General features: G+C 43.8%; 28 protein-coding genes. 11 read left to right on the forward strand and 17 right to left on the reverse strand.

Features of this window, described 5'->3' with window-relative positions; all coding sequences use genetic code 11:
- Positions 1-6 precede the first annotated feature (6 nt).
- The 5 genes from SULKU_RS08975 (at position 7) to SULKU_RS14520 (ending at position 4100) form a co-directional block, all read left to right on the forward strand.
- Positions 7-1152, forward strand: coding sequence for an iron-containing alcohol dehydrogenase (locus SULKU_RS08975; RefSeq protein WP_013460646.1), 1146 nt, complete (start codon positions 7-9; stop codon positions 1150-1152).
- Positions 1153-1298: 146 nt separating this feature from the next.
- Positions 1299-1736, forward strand: coding sequence for a DsrE family protein (locus SULKU_RS08980; protein ID WP_013460647.1), 438 nt, complete (start codon positions 1299-1301; stop codon positions 1734-1736).
- A 41-nt stretch (positions 1737-1777) separates the two neighbouring features.
- Entirely contained in the window at positions 1778-2404 is a 627-nt protein-coding gene (locus SULKU_RS08985) for a Crp/Fnr family transcriptional regulator (protein WP_013460648.1), read from the forward strand.
- 71 nt (positions 2405-2475) lie between these two features.
- On the forward strand, positions 2476-2889 hold the full coding sequence (locus SULKU_RS08990) for a DoxX family membrane protein (RefSeq protein WP_013460649.1): 414 nt from the start codon (positions 2476-2478) through the stop codon (positions 2887-2889).
- Complete coding sequence (locus tag SULKU_RS14520) at positions 2886-4100, forward strand: cytochrome-c peroxidase (protein ID WP_013460650.1); 1215 nt, start codon at positions 2886-2888, stop codon at positions 4098-4100. Before SULKU_RS08990 ends, SULKU_RS14520 begins: the two co-directional genes overlap by 4 nt.
- A gap of 1 nt (position 4101) precedes the next feature.
- Here SULKU_RS14520 and SULKU_RS09000 read toward each other — a convergent pair whose 3' ends face one another.
- Genes SULKU_RS09000 through SULKU_RS09010 form a run of 3 tightly spaced genes read right to left on the reverse strand, consistent with a single transcriptional unit; the run spans position 4102 to position 5772 of the window.
- Positions 4102-4404 (reverse strand): helix-hairpin-helix domain-containing protein, encoded by a 303-nt coding sequence (locus tag SULKU_RS09000; RefSeq protein ID WP_013460651.1) that lies wholly within the window; start codon positions 4402-4404, stop codon positions 4102-4104.
- A gap of 10 nt (positions 4405-4414) precedes the next feature.
- Entirely contained in the window at positions 4415-5212 is a 798-nt protein-coding gene (locus SULKU_RS09005) for an ABC transporter ATP-binding protein (protein WP_041667088.1), read from the reverse strand.
- The gene (locus SULKU_RS09010; RefSeq protein WP_013460653.1) at positions 5209-5772 is read right to left on the reverse strand and encodes a DNA-3-methyladenine glycosylase I; all 564 of its coding nucleotides are present in this window, start codon (positions 5770-5772) and stop codon (positions 5209-5211) included. The genes SULKU_RS09005 and SULKU_RS09010 overlap by 4 nt, the downstream gene beginning before the upstream one ends.
- Positions 5773-5889: 117 nt before the next feature.
- Here SULKU_RS09010 and SULKU_RS09015 point away from each other — a divergent pair, with 117 nt between their 5' ends.
- On the forward strand, positions 5890-6360 hold the full coding sequence (locus SULKU_RS09015; protein WP_013460654.1) for a methylated-DNA--[protein]-cysteine S-methyltransferase: 471 nt from the start codon (positions 5890-5892) through the stop codon (positions 6358-6360).
- Positions 6361-6362: 2 nt separating this feature from the next.
- Here the strand turns inward: SULKU_RS09015 and SULKU_RS09020 are convergent, their stop codons facing one another.
- From SULKU_RS09020 to SULKU_RS09060, 9 genes are all read right to left on the reverse strand, one after another.
- A complete protein-coding gene (locus SULKU_RS09020; protein ID WP_013460655.1) occupies positions 6363-6893 on the reverse strand; it encodes a carboxymuconolactone decarboxylase family protein in 531 nt (176 codons plus the stop codon).
- A gap of 79 nt (positions 6894-6972) precedes the next feature.
- Positions 6973-7482 (reverse strand): cytochrome P460 family protein, encoded by a 510-nt coding sequence (locus SULKU_RS09025; RefSeq protein ID WP_013460656.1) that lies wholly within the window; start codon positions 7480-7482, stop codon positions 6973-6975.
- Between the two features lie 62 nt (positions 7483-7544).
- Positions 7545-7832, reverse strand: coding sequence for a YciI family protein (locus SULKU_RS09030; RefSeq protein ID WP_013460657.1), 288 nt, complete (start codon positions 7830-7832; stop codon positions 7545-7547).
- A 91-nt stretch (positions 7833-7923) separates the two neighbouring features.
- Positions 7924-8547, reverse strand: a complete 624-nt coding sequence (locus SULKU_RS09035; protein WP_013460658.1) for a hypothetical protein — start codon at positions 8545-8547, stop codon at positions 7924-7926.
- Between the two features lie 281 nt (positions 8548-8828).
- Positions 8829-9005 (reverse strand): YbaK/EbsC family protein, encoded by a 177-nt coding sequence (locus tag SULKU_RS14790; protein WP_281047862.1) that lies wholly within the window; start codon positions 9003-9005, stop codon positions 8829-8831.
- 51 nt (positions 9006-9056) lie between these two features.
- Positions 9057-9782: a MipA/OmpV family protein gene (locus SULKU_RS09040; RefSeq protein ID WP_013460659.1), complete on the reverse strand. Its 726-nt coding sequence runs from the start codon at positions 9780-9782 to the stop codon at positions 9057-9059.
- A 3-nt stretch (positions 9783-9785) separates the two neighbouring features.
- Entirely contained in the window at positions 9786-10382 is a 597-nt protein-coding gene (locus SULKU_RS09045; RefSeq protein ID WP_013460660.1) for a TetR/AcrR family transcriptional regulator, read from the reverse strand.
- A gap of 340 nt (positions 10383-10722) precedes the next feature.
- The gene (gene ybaK / locus SULKU_RS09055; protein ID WP_013460662.1) at positions 10723-11190 is read right to left on the reverse strand and encodes a Cys-tRNA(Pro) deacylase; all 468 of its coding nucleotides are present in this window, start codon (positions 11188-11190) and stop codon (positions 10723-10725) included.
- Complete coding sequence (locus tag SULKU_RS09060; RefSeq protein WP_041667090.1) at positions 11187-11942, reverse strand: arylamine N-acetyltransferase family protein; 756 nt, start codon at positions 11940-11942, stop codon at positions 11187-11189. Before SULKU_RS09060 ends, ybaK begins: the two co-directional genes overlap by 4 nt.
- A 112-nt stretch (positions 11943-12054) precedes the next feature.
- On the opposite strand from SULKU_RS09060, the gene SULKU_RS09065 reads away from it, so the two are divergent.
- Together SULKU_RS09065 and SULKU_RS09070 are read left to right on the forward strand one after the other, a co-directional pair.
- Entirely contained in the window at positions 12055-12444 is a 390-nt protein-coding gene (locus SULKU_RS09065; RefSeq protein ID WP_223175446.1) for an ECs_2282 family putative zinc-binding protein, read from the forward strand.
- Positions 12441-12917, forward strand: a complete 477-nt coding sequence (locus SULKU_RS09070) for a hypothetical protein (RefSeq protein ID WP_223175447.1) — start codon at positions 12441-12443, stop codon at positions 12915-12917. Before SULKU_RS09065 ends, SULKU_RS09070 begins: the two co-directional genes overlap by 4 nt.
- A gap of 91 nt (positions 12918-13008) precedes the next feature.
- Here SULKU_RS09070 and SULKU_RS09075 read toward each other — a convergent pair whose 3' ends face one another.
- Positions 13009-13422 carry a DUF4175 family protein gene (locus SULKU_RS09075; RefSeq protein WP_013460666.1) on the reverse strand — a complete coding sequence of 138 codons (414 nt, stop codon included), beginning with the start codon at positions 13420-13422 and terminating at the stop codon, positions 13009-13011.
- Between the two features lie 79 nt (positions 13423-13501).
- Here SULKU_RS09075 and SULKU_RS09080 point away from each other — a divergent pair, with 79 nt between their 5' ends.
- Entirely contained in the window at positions 13502-13801 is a 300-nt protein-coding gene (locus SULKU_RS09080) for a DUF1294 domain-containing protein (protein ID WP_013460667.1), read from the forward strand.
- A gap of 10 nt (positions 13802-13811) precedes the next feature.
- Here SULKU_RS09080 and SULKU_RS09085 read toward each other — a convergent pair whose 3' ends face one another.
- Entirely contained in the window at positions 13812-14219 is a 408-nt protein-coding gene (locus SULKU_RS09085) for a hypothetical protein (protein ID WP_013460668.1), read from the reverse strand.
- Entirely contained in the window at positions 14216-15109 is an 894-nt protein-coding gene (locus SULKU_RS09090) for a DMT family transporter (protein ID WP_013460669.1), read from the reverse strand. Before SULKU_RS09090 ends, SULKU_RS09085 begins: the two co-directional genes overlap by 4 nt.
- A gap of 66 nt (positions 15110-15175) precedes the next feature.
- Here SULKU_RS09090 and SULKU_RS09095 point away from each other — a divergent pair, with 66 nt between their 5' ends.
- Positions 15176-15694: a GNAT family N-acetyltransferase gene (locus SULKU_RS09095; protein ID WP_013460670.1), complete on the forward strand. Its 519-nt coding sequence runs from the start codon at positions 15176-15178 to the stop codon at positions 15692-15694.
- A gap of 1 nt (position 15695) precedes the next feature.
- On the opposite strand, the gene SULKU_RS09100 is transcribed toward SULKU_RS09095, so the two are convergent.
- Together SULKU_RS09100 and SULKU_RS09105 are read right to left on the reverse strand one after the other, a co-directional pair.
- A complete protein-coding gene (locus SULKU_RS09100) occupies positions 15696-17309 on the reverse strand; it encodes a methyl-accepting chemotaxis protein (protein ID WP_013460671.1) in 1614 nt (537 codons plus the stop codon).
- 93 nt (positions 17310-17402) lie between these two features.
- The gene (locus tag SULKU_RS09105; protein ID WP_013460672.1) at positions 17403-17948 is read right to left on the reverse strand and encodes a hypothetical protein; all 546 of its coding nucleotides are present in this window, start codon (positions 17946-17948) and stop codon (positions 17403-17405) included.
- Between the two features lie 120 nt (positions 17949-18068).
- Here SULKU_RS09105 and SULKU_RS09110 point away from each other — a divergent pair, with 120 nt between their 5' ends.
- The gene (locus tag SULKU_RS09110; RefSeq protein ID WP_013460673.1) at positions 18069-18611 is read left to right on the forward strand and encodes a YbhB/YbcL family Raf kinase inhibitor-like protein; all 543 of its coding nucleotides are present in this window, start codon (positions 18069-18071) and stop codon (positions 18609-18611) included.
- The last annotated feature ends 98 nt before the right edge of the window (positions 18612-18709 follow it).

Consider the following 18709-nt stretch of genomic DNA (forward strand, 5'->3'; position numbering starts at 1 on the left):
AATATTATGAATACATTTACCTACTATAATCCGACCCGTATCGAATTTGGACGCGGCAAAGAAAACAATATCGGAGAAATGATCGCCGAACTGGGAATAAAACGTCTTCTTCTCGTTTACGGAACCGGTTCGATCAAAAAAAACGGCTTGTACGACAGAGTCATTCAAAGTCTCACAACAGCGGGAATCGCTTTTGAAGAGCTGGGCGGCGTCGTAAGCAATCCCCTCCTCTCCCGTGTCCATGACGGCATCAAAATGGTAAAATCGCATGATCTCCAGGCCGTTCTCGGAGTCGGCGGAGGCTCAGTCGTCGATTCGGCAAAAGCGATCGCGGCAGGAGCTCTGTACGAAGGAGACGTATGGGATTTTTTCATCCAAAAAGCCTCTATTACAGCTGCTCTTCCCGTCTATGCCGTTATGACGCTCGCGGCAACCGCCAGCGAGATGAACGGAAACTCCGTGGTCATGAACGACGCCACTAAGCAAAAATACTCTATCAGTTCCGTACTGGTCAATCCGAAAATATCCATCATCAATCCCGAACTGATGATGAGCGTAACCCCCGAATACCTCGCCTATTCGGCAACCGATATCATCGCCCATACGATCGAAGTCTATTTTACCGCCACCGAGCATCCCCGTTTTCAATCCCGTCTCGTCGAATCTATCATCAAAACTGTTATCGAAACGACCGAAATTCTCCTGAAAGATCCGCTCAATTACGACGCACGCGCCGAGTTTGCATGGGCATCCACCCAAGCGCTCAACGGGTTGACGAACTCCGGAACGGGCGGCGGAAGTTTTCCTAACCACATGATCGAGCACGCCCTCTCCGCACTCTTTAATATTGCCCACGGCGCAGGTTTGGCTATCGTCATTCCGGCATGGATGAAATGGTATAAAGGGCAAAATCCGGCTCAGTTTGAACGCTTTGCCCAAGAGGTTTTCGGCCTGAAGACCGCAGATGAGGGAATCGCTGCATTGGAACACTGGTTTGACTCTATCGGCGCACCGGTGACCCTCTCAGCGGCAAATATTTCTCGTGAGCGTATCGGCGACATTGCCGAGAATGCGCATGGATTAGCACTATTGTGGGGAATGGGCGAAGACTACTCCGCTGCAACCATCGCAGAGATACTCCAAAATGCTTAATTAAATTTTTATCTTCTCTCCGAACCCTTTACAAAACGTACCTCTAAATCTCTCCGTCTCTGTGACTTTCGTCACAGAATTTGCTTGCCCCTCTACTCTACAATTCAACTGCATTAAAAATGCTAATTTAAATCAGGAGGGGTATTATGAACCTCAAAACGTTAGTGGCGGGAATGTTGGGAATGATGTTGGCGATTTCAAGCGCCGAAGCAGGCGAGTGCAATACCGAAGCATCCAAAAGCATCGTAATCACGATTACGGAAGGTTCCATCGTCAAAGCCGGATTCGCTCTTGCAGTGGCCAATGCAATGCAAGATGCGGGAGTGCAAAGCACCGTTTTCATCGCAGCCGACGCTGTTAATTTCGCACTCAATAAAGGAGATCAGCCGAAATTTGCCGGATCAACCCCCAAAGAGTTGATGGGCGGACTGATCCGTAAAGGGGGACACGTCAAAATCTGCGAAGGATTCGTCAAACTAGGCAACATCAAACAATCCGACATCATTGAGGGGATCGAGATCGCGGCTCCGGCCGATCTTGCAGGTGCTTTATACGCACCGAATGCGCAATCAATGACATTTTAATCGCACTCAGCTATACTTTTTCAAAAGAAAAGGGAGTTTTCATGGAATTGGATCACTACCGGTTTTTTCAATCATTGGAACCTGAATCGCTTGAGAAAGTACGTTCAGAAGCCAAAAAAGTCTCTCTTGGCGTCGGAACCTTTCTATATTATCAAGGGGACGTCAATCAAGGCATTCTTTTTCTGACCAAAGGGTGTGTGAAAGTCTTCCTACATGCCGAAGATATCGGCAAAGGGGAGATCACCCTTTACTATATCACTCCGGGCGAGCAGTGTCTTGTCAACACCCTCAGTACCGTTTCCCAAACTCCGGCTACCGCTACCGCTATCGTCGATGAAAGTATCGAAGGATGGCTTGTTCCCGCCGAAACGATCCGTTGGCTCATCGACAACTCTCCCGCATACCGCAATTTCAAAATTTCATTTTGTGCGGAAAGATTATCGCAAATCATGCATCTCGTCGAAGAGCTTCGTTTCAAACGGATGGATCAGCGCCTCCTAAACTGGCTTTTTGTCCAAGGACGCGATACCATTCTCACCACCCATGAACAAATCGCCCAAATCCTCGGCACTTCCCGCGAAGTGATCAGCCGTATCCTTAAAAATCTCGAAAAAGAGGGAATTATTTCCCTCGGACGCGGTTCGATCAAAATTATCGAACCGATCTAGCTTTTATGTGACTTTGGTCACATACCCCGATCATCCTGTTTTTCTACAATAGTCTCTAAAAAGGAGACAACATGAAAATAGAAAAATCCGTGAATTTGATCCGTATTTTTTTAGGGGTCAATTTCTTTTGGTTCGGGATGTTGAAATTTTTCCCAGGGGTCAGTCCCGCTGAAACTTTGGCGGCATTGACCATACAAAAATTGACTCTGGGACTTATTCTTCCGCCATTATCCGTCAAACTGCTTGCGATATGGGAAGTACTGATCGGAATCGGTTTTTTAAGCGGCCGTTTTATCCCGTTTTTCGTGCGGATATTTATGCTGCACATGGTACTGACCTTTACCCCTTTGTTTTTATTTCCCGACATCTGTTTTACCGAACCGCCGTTTACACTTACGATTGTCGGACAATACATCATCAAAAACATCGTCTTTATCGCATCGGGAATTGCCGTATGCATCGTTCATAAGGAGAAACAATTATGAAAGCTATTGTGATACTTACAGGACTTTTTTCACTAACGCTGCTTCATGCAAACGAAGCCCTGCATCAGACGGCGCTAAAACACGGTCTCAAACCGATACCCTACAGCTACACCGTCGCAGCAGAGCAAAATAAGAGAGCCGAGTTGGGCAAAAAGCTTTTTTTTGACAAACGGTTATCGCTGAATGGTGATATCAGCTGTGCAAGCTGCCACAGTACCAAACACGGCGGTGCGGACGGACGCCCTACCGCCATCGGAGATAAAGGGCAAAGCAATCCCCATCATCTCAATACCCCTACGGTATTAAACACGACATTTTCAAAACACTATTTTTGGGACGGACGAAGTGCGAGTCTCGCCGATCAGGCAAAAGGGCCGCTTCAAGCCCCGTTTGAAATGGCATCCAACCCAAAACTTATCGAAAAAAGGCTCTCCAAGATACCCGCATATGCTCATGAATTTAAAAAAGTGTTCGGCGATTCTTCTATCACATTTGATCGAACCGTCGAAGCGATCAGCGCCTACGAAGATACACTGGTGACCCACGGACGCTATGACCGTTTTTTAGAAGGAAATCTGAGTGCGTTGAATGAAAATGAACAAGCGGGTCTCAATCTATTCATTCAAAAAGGGTGTATCGGCTGTCATAACGGAATCGGGTTAGGCGGTCAGGAGATTCGTAAATTTCCTCTGCTGCACCATCCGATCTGGAGTATGGCAAAGCAGAAAAAAATCAATGCGCTCCGCGAAAAATATCTCGCCTTTTTATCCGCTCCGCCATCCGGCGCACTCAACCGTTATGACGCCTTGATCCAAACCATGGGGAATGACGATACGGAGCTGCTTCGTCTAGGGTATTTCGAACATTACAATCAAAAAGAGAGCAGCCGTATCATGAGCGCCAATGGGTGCTTCGAGTGCCATCTGGATAAAACGTTCAAAGTCGAAAATGCCATCTTAAAGCGGACGGCATTTGCCTTTGAAAACAAAGGGGGATTTTTGGGGAAAGAGAAGCCGAGCCGTTATTTTCGCGTCCCGCTGCTGCGAAACGTTGTCCGAACCGCTCCGTATTTTCATAACGGCAACGTCGCGACACTGAAAGAAGCGGTGCAGATCATGGTCAAATACCAAAGCCGTTCATCCGTTACACCGCAACAACTCGATCAACTGATCGCATTTTTAAAAGCGGTAGACGCACCGATAGCAAAGTAATTTATTTTTCTACTCTTCCGCTTCCGTAGCGCCGTTTGCGCTCAGGCGTGTAGTCCCACCAGACACGCGCTTCTCCCCCGTCCATAAAGTCGGTCACCGACATCAGCACATCCAGCATGCACGGGTCTTGCAACTCTGCGAACGCTTCGCAAAACCGTATGTACAGATCGTAAGGGTCTTGATTTTTGAGCTGATCGGGTGACGTGATGCCGATACGCGCAAAATCGTTTGCCACCGTCTTGCCGATATTGGGGAGGTCGGTCAGTTTTTCGACTTTTTCTCGGATAACTTTAGCGGGATTCATCTATTCTCCTTTATCTCACAGGATGGATCGAATAACGCCCTTGCAGCTTTTGGACGTCGAGCGGCGTATTAAAGATTTCGGATAGATTGGCGCTGCTTAACACCGCCTCTTTTTCCCCCGCCGCATAGATCGTCCCCTCTTTGATGAGCACGGCCGTTTTTATCTCCTCGAAGACCTCTTCGATATGATGGGTGACCAGAATCACCGTCGTTCCGCTGCGTGCTAGGGAACGCATCATCTCGATAAAATCAAGCTGCGCTTTGATATCCAGTCCTACCGTCGGTTCATCCAGCAAAATCGCTTTGACCGGATGGACGAGTGCGCGCGCCACGATACATTTGCGCAGCTCTCCCGTCGACATCTCGCACAAACGCTTATCCCTCAAATGCTCAATCCCCAACCGTTTTAGAGCGCCCTCAGCCGCTTCGATCTGTTCCTGAGTCACCTCTAAATGATCAAACAATCCGAGCGTCCCGTTAAAACCGCTCAGCACCGTCTCAAAACCGCTGAGATATCCTCCGTCCAACGCAAACCTCGTATGCAGATCGTTCGTTACGACTCCGAGGTGTTTGCGCAGTTCGGATACGACCCACCGCTCATTGCCCAATATCTCCCGTTTAAACGTCTCGTCTTTGTAGGAAGGGTAGAGCTCGCAGTTGATCAGCTTGATCAATGTCGATTTCCCCGAACCGTTCGCCCCCAAAATGACGCAATGTTCACCCGCTTCAATCTGCAGTGAGATATTTTTTAATACGGCACTTGTCTCATATCGAAGTTCGACATTTTCGAAAAAAACTATTCGGTTCATCGGTTTTTGCATATACATCCGTTCTCATGATCGTTTACCATCCCGCACGCCTGCATAAATGCGTAAATCGTTGTTGATCCTATAAATTTAAATCCGCGCTTTTTGAGCCCTTTGGTAATCGTATCGGAAATTTCAGAGGTACATGCCGCCTTTTTGTAATCAGGTATATCATTGACGATCGCTTTTGCGCCTACTTTTCCCCAAAAATAGTTGTCTATCGAGCCGAATTCCTTTTGAATCTCTAAAAACCCCTGTGCATTACCGATAATTGCCTCGATTTTCGGACGGCTTTTGACCACCAGTCCGCTGTTGAGAATACGCTCAATATCTGCCTCGCCGTAATGGGCGACTTTATACAGATCAAACCCCTCGAACGCTTCGCGATACCCTTCGCATTTTTTGAGGATCGTCAGCCAGCTAAGCCCCGCCGATTGGGTCTCCAAAGAAAAAAGTTCGAAGAGTTTACGATCATCGTGCAACGTTCTCCCCCACTCTTCATCGTGGTATGCCACATACACCGGATCACTCAGTTTGACCCATCCGCATCGTGAAACAGACATAATTATCTCCACCCCTTTATTTATAAATATCATAGCATAAGAGATTCAACCGATCATTTGTATGACACTATGACATGAATCGGATCAACGTCTTTAAAAAATCACTATAATTAAATTATGAAACCATCTAAATGCTTTATCAAAACGCCGATTGCTACTGTGCTCGCCATTACGGACGGAAATGCGATCACCTCTGTGGATTTTGTAGATGATGATCCTACAATCGAGCCCATTGAGCATCCTCTGCTGCGTCAGCTCTTAAAAGAGCTGGCAGAGTATTTCGCAGGAGAGAGGGATCATTTTACCCTCCCGCTTAATCCAGAGGGCACTGAGTTTCAAAAAGAAGTTTGGAAAACCCTCCTGAGTATTCCCTACGGAAAAACGATCTCCTATGCCGAGGAAGCGCAAAAATTCGGAAATCCCAAAGCGATCCGCGCCGTCGCCAATGCCAACGGCCGCAATCCCATCGCTATTTTGATCCCCTGCCACCGCGTTATCGCTACGGGCGGAGGGCTCGGCGGCTACAGAGGGGGAATAGAGAAAAAAGAGTTTTTATTGCGGTTAGAGAGCGACCAAAGCTCTCGCTAGGGCTATTGCCCCAGAGCGAAGACGTTGGAGAGGGTATTGATGTAGTTGAAATAGCCGGTAATTGCTACCGCTTCGACGATCTGAACGTCGGTGTATCCCAGCGCTTTGAGTTCATCGATCTCCTCTTTGAGGATTTTGTAGTTATCTTTTTTAGAGGCTTTGATACAAAAGTTCAAAAGCGCTTTTTCCGCATCGCTTGTGCTAATGGCATCAACCCCTTGCAGTATCTCTTCGATCCGCTGTTCAGTAAGCCCGAGCATTTTGGCGATTCCTTTGTGGACGTCAACGCACATTTTGCAGCCGTTCTCTTTTGAAATCAAAAGGGCAATCGCCTCTTTGATATCGTAAGAGAGGTGTGTTGGATTGAGCAAGAACCCCTGAACCATCCCGTCCGTTGCGAAATAGATATTTTCATCCAATGCCAACAGTTTGAAAATTTCACCGAGTTTCCCCGTTTTTTCCAAAATAGGACGTGCTTTCTCCGCAATTGCGGGAGACATCTCTTCAAATTCGGGTAATGCTATATGTGCCATTAAAGTCCTTTGCTTCGTAAAAATTTTAAGGCTATATTATAGGCTACCAATCTTAGGTATTCTTTCATAAACAGCAATCTTAAAACGTCGGCTGAAAGGATGAGAACAGGTAATCATCCGAAGCGACTGAAGAATGACAGGCGACACATTCCGCGGAGCCGTTCGCATAGGGTACATAAGTGTCGCCCTTTTTGACAAATCGTGCATATCCCCAGTGATCGCCGTTTTGATCAAAATGCTTGGAGTCTTTGACCATGTATTCGATCCGCTGAAGTTTATCCGCTTCAAGAGCGAGCGGAAAAGCACCCATCGGCTTGACGCTCCATCCGATCTTAACCATGATGCTCCCCTCAGGCATAGGGAGTTTCTTGGCTTTGATGGCATCATAGGCAATCGGATTGGCAAGAACATAGCGAAGCTCTTTTTTATCCGTGCGCCAGTGGGTTGCAACGATTCGATAGTCCTCATACCCCTCGATTTTTTGAAACGGCAACCCCGTATCGGCCATTTTGATATCCGGGAGCGATGCGGCAGAAAGTGTCGAGATAAACAAAAAAGCCGCGGAGAATGTCATGATACGCTGAAACATATGAACTCCTTTTATAGTCTGTCAAATCGTATACAAGAAGTATCAATTTAACGTAAAAACTTTTACTCTTTCAAACAGGCCAATTCATCCGCGGTCATCGTCGGATTGAATTCGGTGATTTCATAGGAGGCGATTTGATGGCGATAAAACGGATCGAGGGTGATAATCGTCTCGATCTCTTCGCGGGAAACGGCGCGTGCTAAAATTATCCCTCCATCACGGGGAACTTTTCGCCCCGATGCGAGAAAATTTCCGAGTCTATACTGTTCTTTGAGATATTCGACGTGATCTTCAAGCAGGCTATCCACCTCCTCAAGCGATTTTATATAGTTTAATGAGATAATAAACATATTGACTCCTAAAATAATCAGTTGTATTGAGTAGTATTGTCTCTCTTTTTTTCATAGATTGCAAATTTATTTCGTAACCTTTCTAGTATACTCATTCTCTTTTCATCGCCATCATCAAAAATCCGGTAAATCCCGCGTTATCTTCGCCGATCATTGGACTGACATGCGATTTCATCTCTCCCAGTACCTGTGTATATCTATCATAAAACTCGTACGTCGGACGGGGTTTGTACGTCAGTCCGTCGATCTCGAAAAATTTGATGATGTCTTTTGTGGTAGTCGGTTTAATAAAAAAGTTCTTTTCTCGGTCGTAATAGTACGGGATCAGCGTCACGATCGACCATTTTGCCAGAGTGTAGATCGCGAGAACTTCGACGATCATCTCAAATCCCTTTTCTTGTTTGCCGTGCAGCAGTTCATACAGAGCGATAGAGAGCATATCGCGCTGATCCATCCTCATCTGCTTGATCATATCGCGTACTTTCGGTTTTTCAAACAGCGAAATGAGGGACGATTTGGAAACGATTTTCGCAAAACTCTCGCATATCTCGTCAGGATTTCGGAACTTCTCCTGTGCAAAAAGTTCCCGCACACTTTTGCCTATCCCCTCGGTATTGTGCCGTTTGATGATCGGTAGCAGTGCTTCATCTTCAAACCCTTTGGGATAAAAGGCGAAAAAATTGGCTTCGGCCTCTTTGAGTTTTTTCAGATTCATCGTATTCTTCTTCTTATTTTTCTATTCCTGATCAAGATTCATAAACCGTTGCCATATTTCATTCGGTTCCATGACGGAAGTATCGCTTTTTGTGCTTCCGTAGAGTTAAGACCTCGTGATTTACGTAAATAATGATACAAAAAAGCCGATGCTCTGTAGTTTTTTACACAATGTACCCAAACTTTCACGCATTAGGCTGTCCCGATGATGCTATGTTCTCCGTAACCTGCATATAGTTTAAAATATTCTCTAACATGGTTTCAATATCCTATATATCTTTATCAACACAACGATGCAAATTCCCCATCAATAAGCTTTGCGAGATCATTCGCCCTTAGCTCGATTTCCAATCCTCTGCGCCCTGCACTCACATAAATCGTCGGGAAATTTTCCGCTGAGCTATCGATAAATGTTTTGAGCCTCTTTTTTTGTCCCAGAGGGCTGACTCCGCCGAGGATATTTCCATTCTATATAACTTTTTTTGTATATGTTAAATCTGAATCAACGTTTCAAAATTTATAACTACATGCAATAAAAGCTTTGAGTATTTCTTTGTCTTTTACAATTGGACTGTTGTATATCGACTCATCTAATTTTGTGTATGATGCCACACTTATAAGCTCCATATCTTTTGATATAGTGTATATATGCCTGATGCCTATTTCTGTGTTTATAGCCCCATTAGTCGAATATTCCGGGCGTTGTAGCGTTTCTTCCGATTTTTTTATACCGTAGTAGTAGTCGGTTAGCTTTTTACTCTCTTTTTTCAGCGATATAAACGGGATCAATATCGATTTTTCATAGGTGTACCTTCTTGAGTACTCTATACCAAGTTCATATCCATAATAAGTACCTGAAATATCATTCAGCACAAAAGCCGATATTTTGCCTATTTTATCTTTCTCAAATGTAACTTTTGCACCTACATCAACGGCATATTTTCTCTCTTGCATTCCATTTAGATAATCGGAATCTGAGCTTTTGTAGCCATCTAGCCTGCCTTTTGTAAATGCACCTACGCTAAAATAGTCATCTATTTTTTGCTCATATCCAGCTTCTATTCCTCTTAAATAGAATCCATTATATTTCACTTCAAGGTACGGAATCGCTAATACTTTACTTTTTGTTTCCTTGTAAGGTTGTTGCATATATGCAATACCTAATCCTACTTTTGTGTAATCTTGTGCAAAAACACAAACAACTGCTGCAAGTGATACTAAAACGATTTTCTTCAACTCTTATCCTTCAAATATTTTTACTATGTAGTTTAGATAGTTTTCAAACTCATTTTTAACATCATAATCCCTTAGAATTAGTGACTGTAAGTACATCCCATCTGATACAGCCATGGCTATTCTGGCATGTTTTTTGTATTCTTGCGGTAACCCCTTTTTTATAATTTCATCTTCAAAAATTTTGTCGATTATCTCAAACATAACGGCATAAATCTCTTCGTTAAATTTTCTTATCTGAGGGTTTGTAGTATTAAGATACATATGCAATACATCGTTGATAATTTTGTTACACATTTGATGTGCCTGACCCACATCATCGATGTGGCGTGTAAAAAACTTAAATAGTTTATCTCTAAAGCTAGTTTGCTTTGCTATTTCATCTTTCGCATGCTCTATTAGTTTGTAACTTTTGCGTTTTACTACTTCAAACACCAAATCCTCTTTTGTATTAAAGTAATAGTAAAATTGTCCTTTGGACATTTTGAGAGACGAAATAAAACTATTTAATGAAAAGTTTTTAACACCTACCTCTATAAATGTGAAATATGCTAAATCGCATATTTCTTCAATTCTCTTTTCGAAATCAACTATTTTTGGCATTCCAAACCTTTTTAGACTAGTGGTCTAATATTAAGTAAATAAGCCTTAATTATTATTTAAACTATTGGTCTATTTAAATTATAGTTTATTTTTAAGATGATTTTGGTGAAATAAAATCCTTAAGAATTTTTTCATTCCATAGACCTAGATTGTCTTAAAAATCAATCTAACAATGGGAATGAATAATGCGCCGCTGCTTTCACCACTTTACCGTTCCCATCGAAAAAGAAAACCTCCACCGCCTTTTTATCCAATACCGACGTATACGTGATCGCAACGGAATCCGCCCCGACCAATACACTATTAAATACGAAATGCAAAGACTTTTAACTTTTCTCTTTCAAGCCTTCAAATCGTAAAACTCTGCCGAACACACCGTTTTTAAATCCTCAGGCGATAACTCTATTTCCAATCCTCTGCGCCCTGCACTCACATAAATCGTCGGGAAATTTTCCGCCGAGCTATCGATAAATGTCCTGAGTCTCTTTTTCTGCCCCAACGGACTCACCCCACCGAGGATATATCCGCTGGAGCGTTCAACATCCGCTCCCGCAGCCATCTCCGCTTTTTTGCCCCCTGCGGCTTTGGCGATTTGTTTCATCGAGAGCATAGATGATACGGGGATAATAGCCACAACCAGCTCTCTGGTATCAACCGTCACGATGAGTGTTTTAAACACTCTCTCAGGCTCAAGTCCCAACTTCTCTGAAGCCTCCAGACCGTACGACTGGTTTGAGGGATCGTGCGTATACGAATGGATTTGAAAAGCGATTTTTGCTTTTTTGGCGATATTGATGGCGGGGGTCATATTTTAAATACTTCCAATCCAAAATACACTTTGAGTGCGTCTGCATACTCAACTTCGCGTTTTTCGAGCTTGCCGTTCTCGATCAGCTTTAGCTCATTATCCACGAGGATTTTACGCCCTTGCGGGGTTTGCATGATAGCGAGCTTTTTCTGCGTGAAAACCGTATCGGGGCTTGTAGCGTTGAAATAGTTCGCGAGGCTAAACTCGATCCATTCCTGCGGCTGTAATGCAAAGCCGTACAGACGCTGCCACTCTCCCTGCACCATCGCACCGAGGACGTACTCGCCATCGAGTATTTCGAGCCGAAAACGATCACCGTCCTGAACGGCCTCGCCCTCTTCGATCACCATCGGTGCGCGCAGGGCGTATCCGCCGAATCCGGTGTCGCAGAGGTAGTCTCTTCCCTCGACACGGACGATCAAAACCATGTGCGTTTTGGGACGGCGGGTCGGATAGAGCATCGAGCGCGCCCCCGCGAAATACCACTCGAACCCGATAGCCGTGAGCGCCATCGCAAACACGCCGTTGATCTCGTAGCAGTACCCGCCGCGACGATTGATAATCACTTTTTTCACGATATCTTCAGGTACTAGTGAGGGAATTCTCCCCGCCTGCACCTCGGTGTTTTCGAATACGATTGCTCGGAGCTGACACTGCATCAGCTTTGTCAATGTCGCGAGATCGGCACGCACTTCCCCCTCATAGCCGATGCGGGAGAGGTAGTCGGAGAGGTTAAAGTTTTCGGCTGTCATTTTCATTTTTTTGGGGGTTCCTGTATCTAACTAATGGGGAAATTGTCCTCTTTTTTCGCTTTGGCTCGTGTTAAAGGGGTTGCGGAGATAATTTTAAGAATAACAACGTAAAATGTTTAAAAATATGTCAATTTGTAAGATACTGATTGATTTATCTAGGATAATGGTATATTTTGAAACAAATATAAAGTTACATATCATTACAAACAGGAAAGACTCAATGAACCCTGAGAAATACAATAGAAGTGTAAAGATGTTATGCCCCACATGTGGGTGTTCTGATTTTTCATACTATGATGGTGTAGATGAAACGATCCAGATAATGACCTGTTCCTCATGCGAAAGAGAGTTCAATAAAGATGAACTAATCCGCGAGAATAGTGAAAATATTGATGAACATCTTTCTGAAATGAAGGAAGAAGTTACAAAAGATATAGCTGATAAACTTCGGAAGTCTTTGATAAAGGCATTTTCTGGTAGCAAAAATATTAGGATCAAATGATGCCAGCAATAATTGATGCTGGGGATATAATAGCTGGTTTTGCATTTTTGTTATCTGGCTATGCAACTTGGCAAACGGTCAGTTTTAATAAAAAGCAGAAGTCACTCATTGAAAGCCAAGAGAAGCTGAATTATCTTCTGATGGAAAAAGAAAACGAGGATTCATTAAAAGAAAAAAGAGCTGATCTCGGAGCATCTTTTATAAAAATAGGTAGTACTAAATATCGGCTAAAGATATGGAACAAAGGTGCATCGACCGCTAGAAACGTAAGAATTGAGTTTCCTGACGGAAACGATGTGGTAATTGATTCAGAAGTGGCAGATAAATTCCCAATGGAAAGCTTGGAAAGGCACCAGTCTGTCGAGCTCATAGCTACAGTGCATCTGCAAACAAAACGAAAACATGTTGTTCGACTACTTTGGGAAGATGATGCTCAATCTCACAACGAGAAACTGTCCTATCCAACACTATGAACAAAAAAATAGATTATGTATTCATTTGATGTTGTTTAATTGTAAACCCAACATCACATCATAAATTTCCGAAATCTTCTCTGTGCATATCCTACGCGTATGCCGAAAATAAATATTGCGATCGAATCTCGGCAATCATGTCCGATGGGTTATGCGTTTTCAAGACAAGATTTTTATTATTTTTGAGCTCATCTTTGATGTTCGCGATGCTCTCTAACGCCGATTTTTTGTCTTGTTTGTTGAGGGTATCGGAGAGTGTATCCATCTGGCTTTTGAGTTCCTCTTGCTGTTGACTTATCTTGGTGCTTCTTTTTCGGGTAGTGTTCGATTCTACCAATTTGGAAGCTTCTTCCAATAACGACTGTGCGGTGTCAAAATCACCTTTTTCAATCGCTTTTTTCATTTTGTCCATATAGGTATTCAATTGATCTTTATCTTGTTGATAGGAATTGGTTGCTACATTAGCAGTATTGGCAGTATTGTAAGAGTTATAGACGGCTCGCATTCTTTCTCCTTGGTATTCATTATCCAAAGCAAATCACATTCCTACAATCGACAATCCTTATATGCTATAATCCCCGGCAATGAAAGCTTTCGTTCTTCTTTTTTTACTTTTTAATCTCTTTACGTTTTTTGTATTTGGGTATGACAAATATCTGGCACGGTCCAACCGTCGGCGGGTGAGTGAAAAAACGCTTTTGAATCTCGCTCTTTGCGGGGGGAGTGTGGGAGCTGTTTTCGCCCAAAAAATCTTTCGTCACAAATCAACAAAATACCGTTATACATTCTGGACCATACTAACAATTCAATTTATCCTCTTTGAAACGATCTGGTTTTTTGCCTCCGACATTTCCCACACGCTGCAAAATTTTTCACTTACGTAATACTCTTTCCTTAAAAATCTTTTTCATCTCTGATCGAAAAGTTCGCAAATGCACCTTCGACACTCATCGTATTTTTATACTTTGTTGCCGTTAATCTCACCGCTTTTGTCTCCAGATTACAAACCGCGATACGAAAATTCGATCCCATAAAAGGTTCCACAATACAGACAATATTCCCCTCTACTTCGCGTGTCGCGTGTATTATCCCCTGCAAATTATGAAAAAAATACTTAGGATAGCTCAGAGGAGTGATTTCGACGACCTCAGAATACCTTTTCTTATCCAATGTACTCGCAATGGTGGCAGCATCCTCAAAATTATCAAACTGTACGCACCAATCATCAAAAACTTTATTAAAATGGTTCAGATCTTCATCTAAAAATCCGCCTGCCGGCGATTGCAAAGCATAAATACTCACATAGCTCCTTTCGCTTTTTTCATATTAAACAAGATCACCGCCGCAAACGCCATCAGACATCCGATAAGCGTCGTCATCTCCAATGCCTCGCCGTACACAACCCAGCTCGATACAATCGCCCCTACGGGGACGATAAACATGAATACCCCTGTCCGATGCGCACCGATTTTTCCCGCCGATACAAAATAAAGCGCCGTGCTAAACGTCCCCGGAAGCACCCCGATCAAAAATATAGTGATCCAGAATGTCTCATCGTAGGCTTTGAAATCAAAAGGGCGATACGGCATAGCAAACAGCATATTGATCAACGCGGTGATACCGAATACGACCAGCGTATAAAACATCAGATGCGCCCGCTTGGCCGCCTTTTGAGCGATTACGGTAACCAATGCCCAGACGAACGCACACCCGAGAAAATAGGAGCTGTCGATATTTAAAAATCCGAATCCCTCAAACGGAACACGCAGCAAAATCAACGCTCCAAAAATTCCGATAAAAAGCGCTCCGATTTGACGCGACGATACCGCGGTTCCTAGAAATGAGATCGAGAGTATATAGGTGATGATCGGAGCGAGCGAGGTAACCATCGTACCGCCGTACCCCGCTTGGCCGTGGGCAAGCCCGGCAAAAAACAGATAATTAAAGAGTGAGGTTAACGCACCCGCCCCGAGCATATACAAAAATCCGATCCGATCCGTTTTAAGAGGCGTCTTTAAGAACCAAATAACGGGAATGATGCTGATAAAAGAGATCGCATAGCGCCAAAAAGCGGCAACGTGCGCATTGGAGTGTTCCGCGGCAACCTTGCCCGCCGTCCACGCAAACCCCCAAAAGAGCATCGCGATGATCATCCATAGGATGTATTTCGTCGTGTTTTTCGTATTATCCATGTTCGGTTTCAATCTCACTTATCCGATACGCAAAATCAGCCGTATCAATTGTGATAGAATAATATCATGATTTATGAAAACGCAGAGATAGAAGATATACCCGCTATTACGTCTCTTCTTAACCGTTCTTACCGCGGTGAGAGTTCCCGCGCGGGATGGACGACCGAAGCCGATCTTCTCAGCGGTAAGCGGATCGATGAGACAGGGCTGCTTCAACTGCTGAATGACCCTGATTCTCTGATTTTGATCGCCCGATCCGACGAAACGATTACAGCTACACTCCATGCCCATCGTGAAGCTGATAGCGTCCATTTCGGGCTGTTCGCCGTTGAGCCGACACAACAAGGCAACGGAATCGGAAAAGTGCTTTTATCCTATGCAGAGACTGAGGCCCATAAGCGCTGGGGAATCGATACCGCCGTTATGGAAGTGATTACCCACCGTACGGAATTAATCGAGTATTATGAACGAAGAGGCTACCGGAAAACCGGGGAAATAATCCCGTTTCCCGAATCCGATTTGTGGGAGAAACAAGTAGACAAATTGGCGCTCGTCGTTATGCGCAAACATCTCGCTTCCGTTTAAACTACGATTTAAACTGGTTAAGCTTACCGTTTAATCCCTCTGTCAACTGATACAAATGCTCCGCCGCGGAAGCGATCTCTTCAACACTACGGACATTTTGATTGGTCAAATCATTGATATTAGAGACCATCTCCATAATTTTTTCGGTATCATCGGAAATTTTTAGTGCATTGACGGCACTCACGGATACCGCTTCAACACTTGAGTTCATGATAATACTGGTATCGAGTATTGTCTCTTCCACATTCGCAGACACCTCTACCAAACGTAAAATATTTTCGGCATTTTTTCCCATTTGTTCGGCCGAATCGATAATGGATTGCACAATGATGTTAATCGTTGCATTGATTTCAAATAGAGACTTTTGAGTCCGTTCCGCCAGTTTTCGTACTTCATCGGCGACAACGGCAAATCCGCGTCCGTGTTCACCCGCACGTGCCGCTTCGATTGCCGCATTAAGCGCCAGCAGGTTGGTCTGATCGGCAATATCTGAGATAACCGTCAAAATCTGCTTAACCTGTTCGGCATCCCGGCTCATCTCTTCGAGTTTATGCGCCAATGCCGATTCTGCTTCACTAGCCGAATTTACCTCTCCGCGGAGCGTAATAATTTCATTCTTGGAGCGTTCGAGCTTTTCTCCGGCAGATACGATCTCTTTTTTCGTCTCTTCGGACATTTCCGCCGTCTGCTGTACGAATGCTTTGATAGAACTCATATCATCTATCGTCTTATTGACGATTTTGGCACTCTCTTCCGCATTTTTCCCGATATGCAGACTGGTACTGCTGAGTTCCTGTGAAACGGACGCATTTTCATTGGAAGACTGTTTTGCGTCATCAATCATCGCTTTTAGTGTTTCGACCAATTCATTGAAACTGTTTACGATATCTTTGATCTCATTATTCTGGTCGTACTTGATTCTAAAGGTCAGCTCTTTATCCTGAACAAACAGTTTTATACCGTCATGAATAGTATTTACACCGTTTAGAATACTTTTCACAATCGAAATACTCAAAAATAAAGTGAAGACAATCACAATCAGACTGATAGCGATCATCGTCGCATCGGCGCTCTTTTTATCTTCTTCCGCATGTTTGGCTTCATTTTTTGCCAACTCTGCATTAAATTCCACATGCTTTTTTATAGCATCATTCAGTGTGGCTACCGTCTCTTTATGTTTTTTTAGCAATAAAGCTTTGGCCTCTTCTTCTTGGCCGCTTTTGCTCAAATTCATAATCTCGGTCAACAAAGCCATATACTCTTTTGCCGCTTCTCTGTCGGCTTGCAGCATCGCTTTGTCTTTTTCTCCCGCAACTAAGGGTTCATAGGTTTTAAACGCCTTTTCCAAATCAGCCTGTGCGGTGAACAGTCTCTCTTCGTTTTTCTTTTTTTGTTCGGGATTGGTCTCAACATGGTATTTATAGGCAATTACACGCATTGCGGCAATTTGATCAACCGCTTCGTTTAATGCCGATAATGAGGGGATCGAATTAACATTACCGAAATTGGTCTCTTCAAAGACAGAATCGAGTTTAACGATCGCCAATACTGAAACGCCGATCAGCCCGATTAACGCAACACTCACCAATACGACTAACTGTTTATAAATATTCATAAGCCCCTCCACCTTTTTTACTCAACAAAGCGAGTTTGGCTTACATAGTAGTATTCTATTTCTTAATACATCATAAACATAAAAAAACTTATACTAATTAATGATGTCGGATCTTTTTCGGGTATCAGAATGATTGGGATTTAACATCTGCTCCAAAAACCCTATCGTATTCTGAGCCGACTTTTTGTCATCGCTTTTAACATTTTTGATATTCTCGAGAATATCGCTGCTCGTCAATGTCGCAGCCTGATTATTTTTATCCTGCTGCTCGGCTTTTTGCGCTTCCATCATCTCTTTGAGGAGCTGCTTTCTAAAATCGCTCACCATTTGGTTAATATCCATCGGCTGATCGGGATTGCTCTCTTTTTCTTTGAGCAGTTTTTGCCGATACTCTTCGACCAATGCGTCAATTTTTTCCTCATTCAGATCTTTGAGGAAAATCGCCGCCCCTTTTGTGATCAAATCGTCTTTGAACTTTTGAAGTTCGGTATCATCGGAACTGATCTCATCCCGGCTTTTATACTCTTCAACATTATAAAACTGGGCAATGAGTGCCGCATAATTTTGATCGACACTCTCGTCTTTCGTCGCAGAAAACGGCGTTGTCGCTGTATGTGAGGAAACAGAGGCTACATTCATACTAAGCTCCTACAGTAAATTTAATGCTATAGACAAGCAAAAATCGTTCTCTTATATAATATTTTATTTAGAGGCGATTAAAAAATGATACAATCATCTCACTCATTTCAAGGAGCCGATATGCGTTTACCACTTCTTCTTTCTCCTCTGATGATTTTAGGAGCACTATCTCTTAACGCCGGAGAATTCACCCTGCACAGCAACGACCTCTCCGGTCAACTCACTAAAACACAGGAGTTTTCGGGATTCGGATGCGACGGAAAAAACATCTCTCCCGAACTGCATTGGAGTGATGCACCCAAAGGAACCAAAAGTTTTGCGCTCAGCGTCTACGATCCGGATGCTCCGACGGGAAGCGGATGGTGGCACTGGATCGTCTTTAACATCCCCGCTTCTACCGTGTCGCTTCCATCAGGTTTCGGCGATACCGCCCAAAAACACCTCATACAAGCCACCCAAAGTATCACCGATTACGGCAAAGCCGGTTTCGGAGGGGCATGCCCTCCCAAAGGTGATCGTCCTCACCGCTATATGTTTACCGTCCATGCGCTGAATGTCGCTCACATCGATCTGGATGAAAAGGCTTCCCCTGCCCTCGTCGGGTATATGATCAATGCCCATTCGATTGCAAAAGCGACCATTGTCTCCTATTACGGGAGATGATTTTTACCGATAAGTCTCTGGCTTTATCTCTGAGGCGTAACTTTGTTAGATTAAAACATGTTATACTTTGTCATAAAATGTAGAAGATAAGGCTCGAT

Source organism: Sulfuricurvum kujiense DSM 16994 (genome assembly GCF_000183725.1).
In the GTDB taxonomy this organism is placed as follows: Bacteria; Campylobacterota; Campylobacteria; order Campylobacterales; family Sulfurimonadaceae; genus Sulfuricurvum; species Sulfuricurvum kujiense.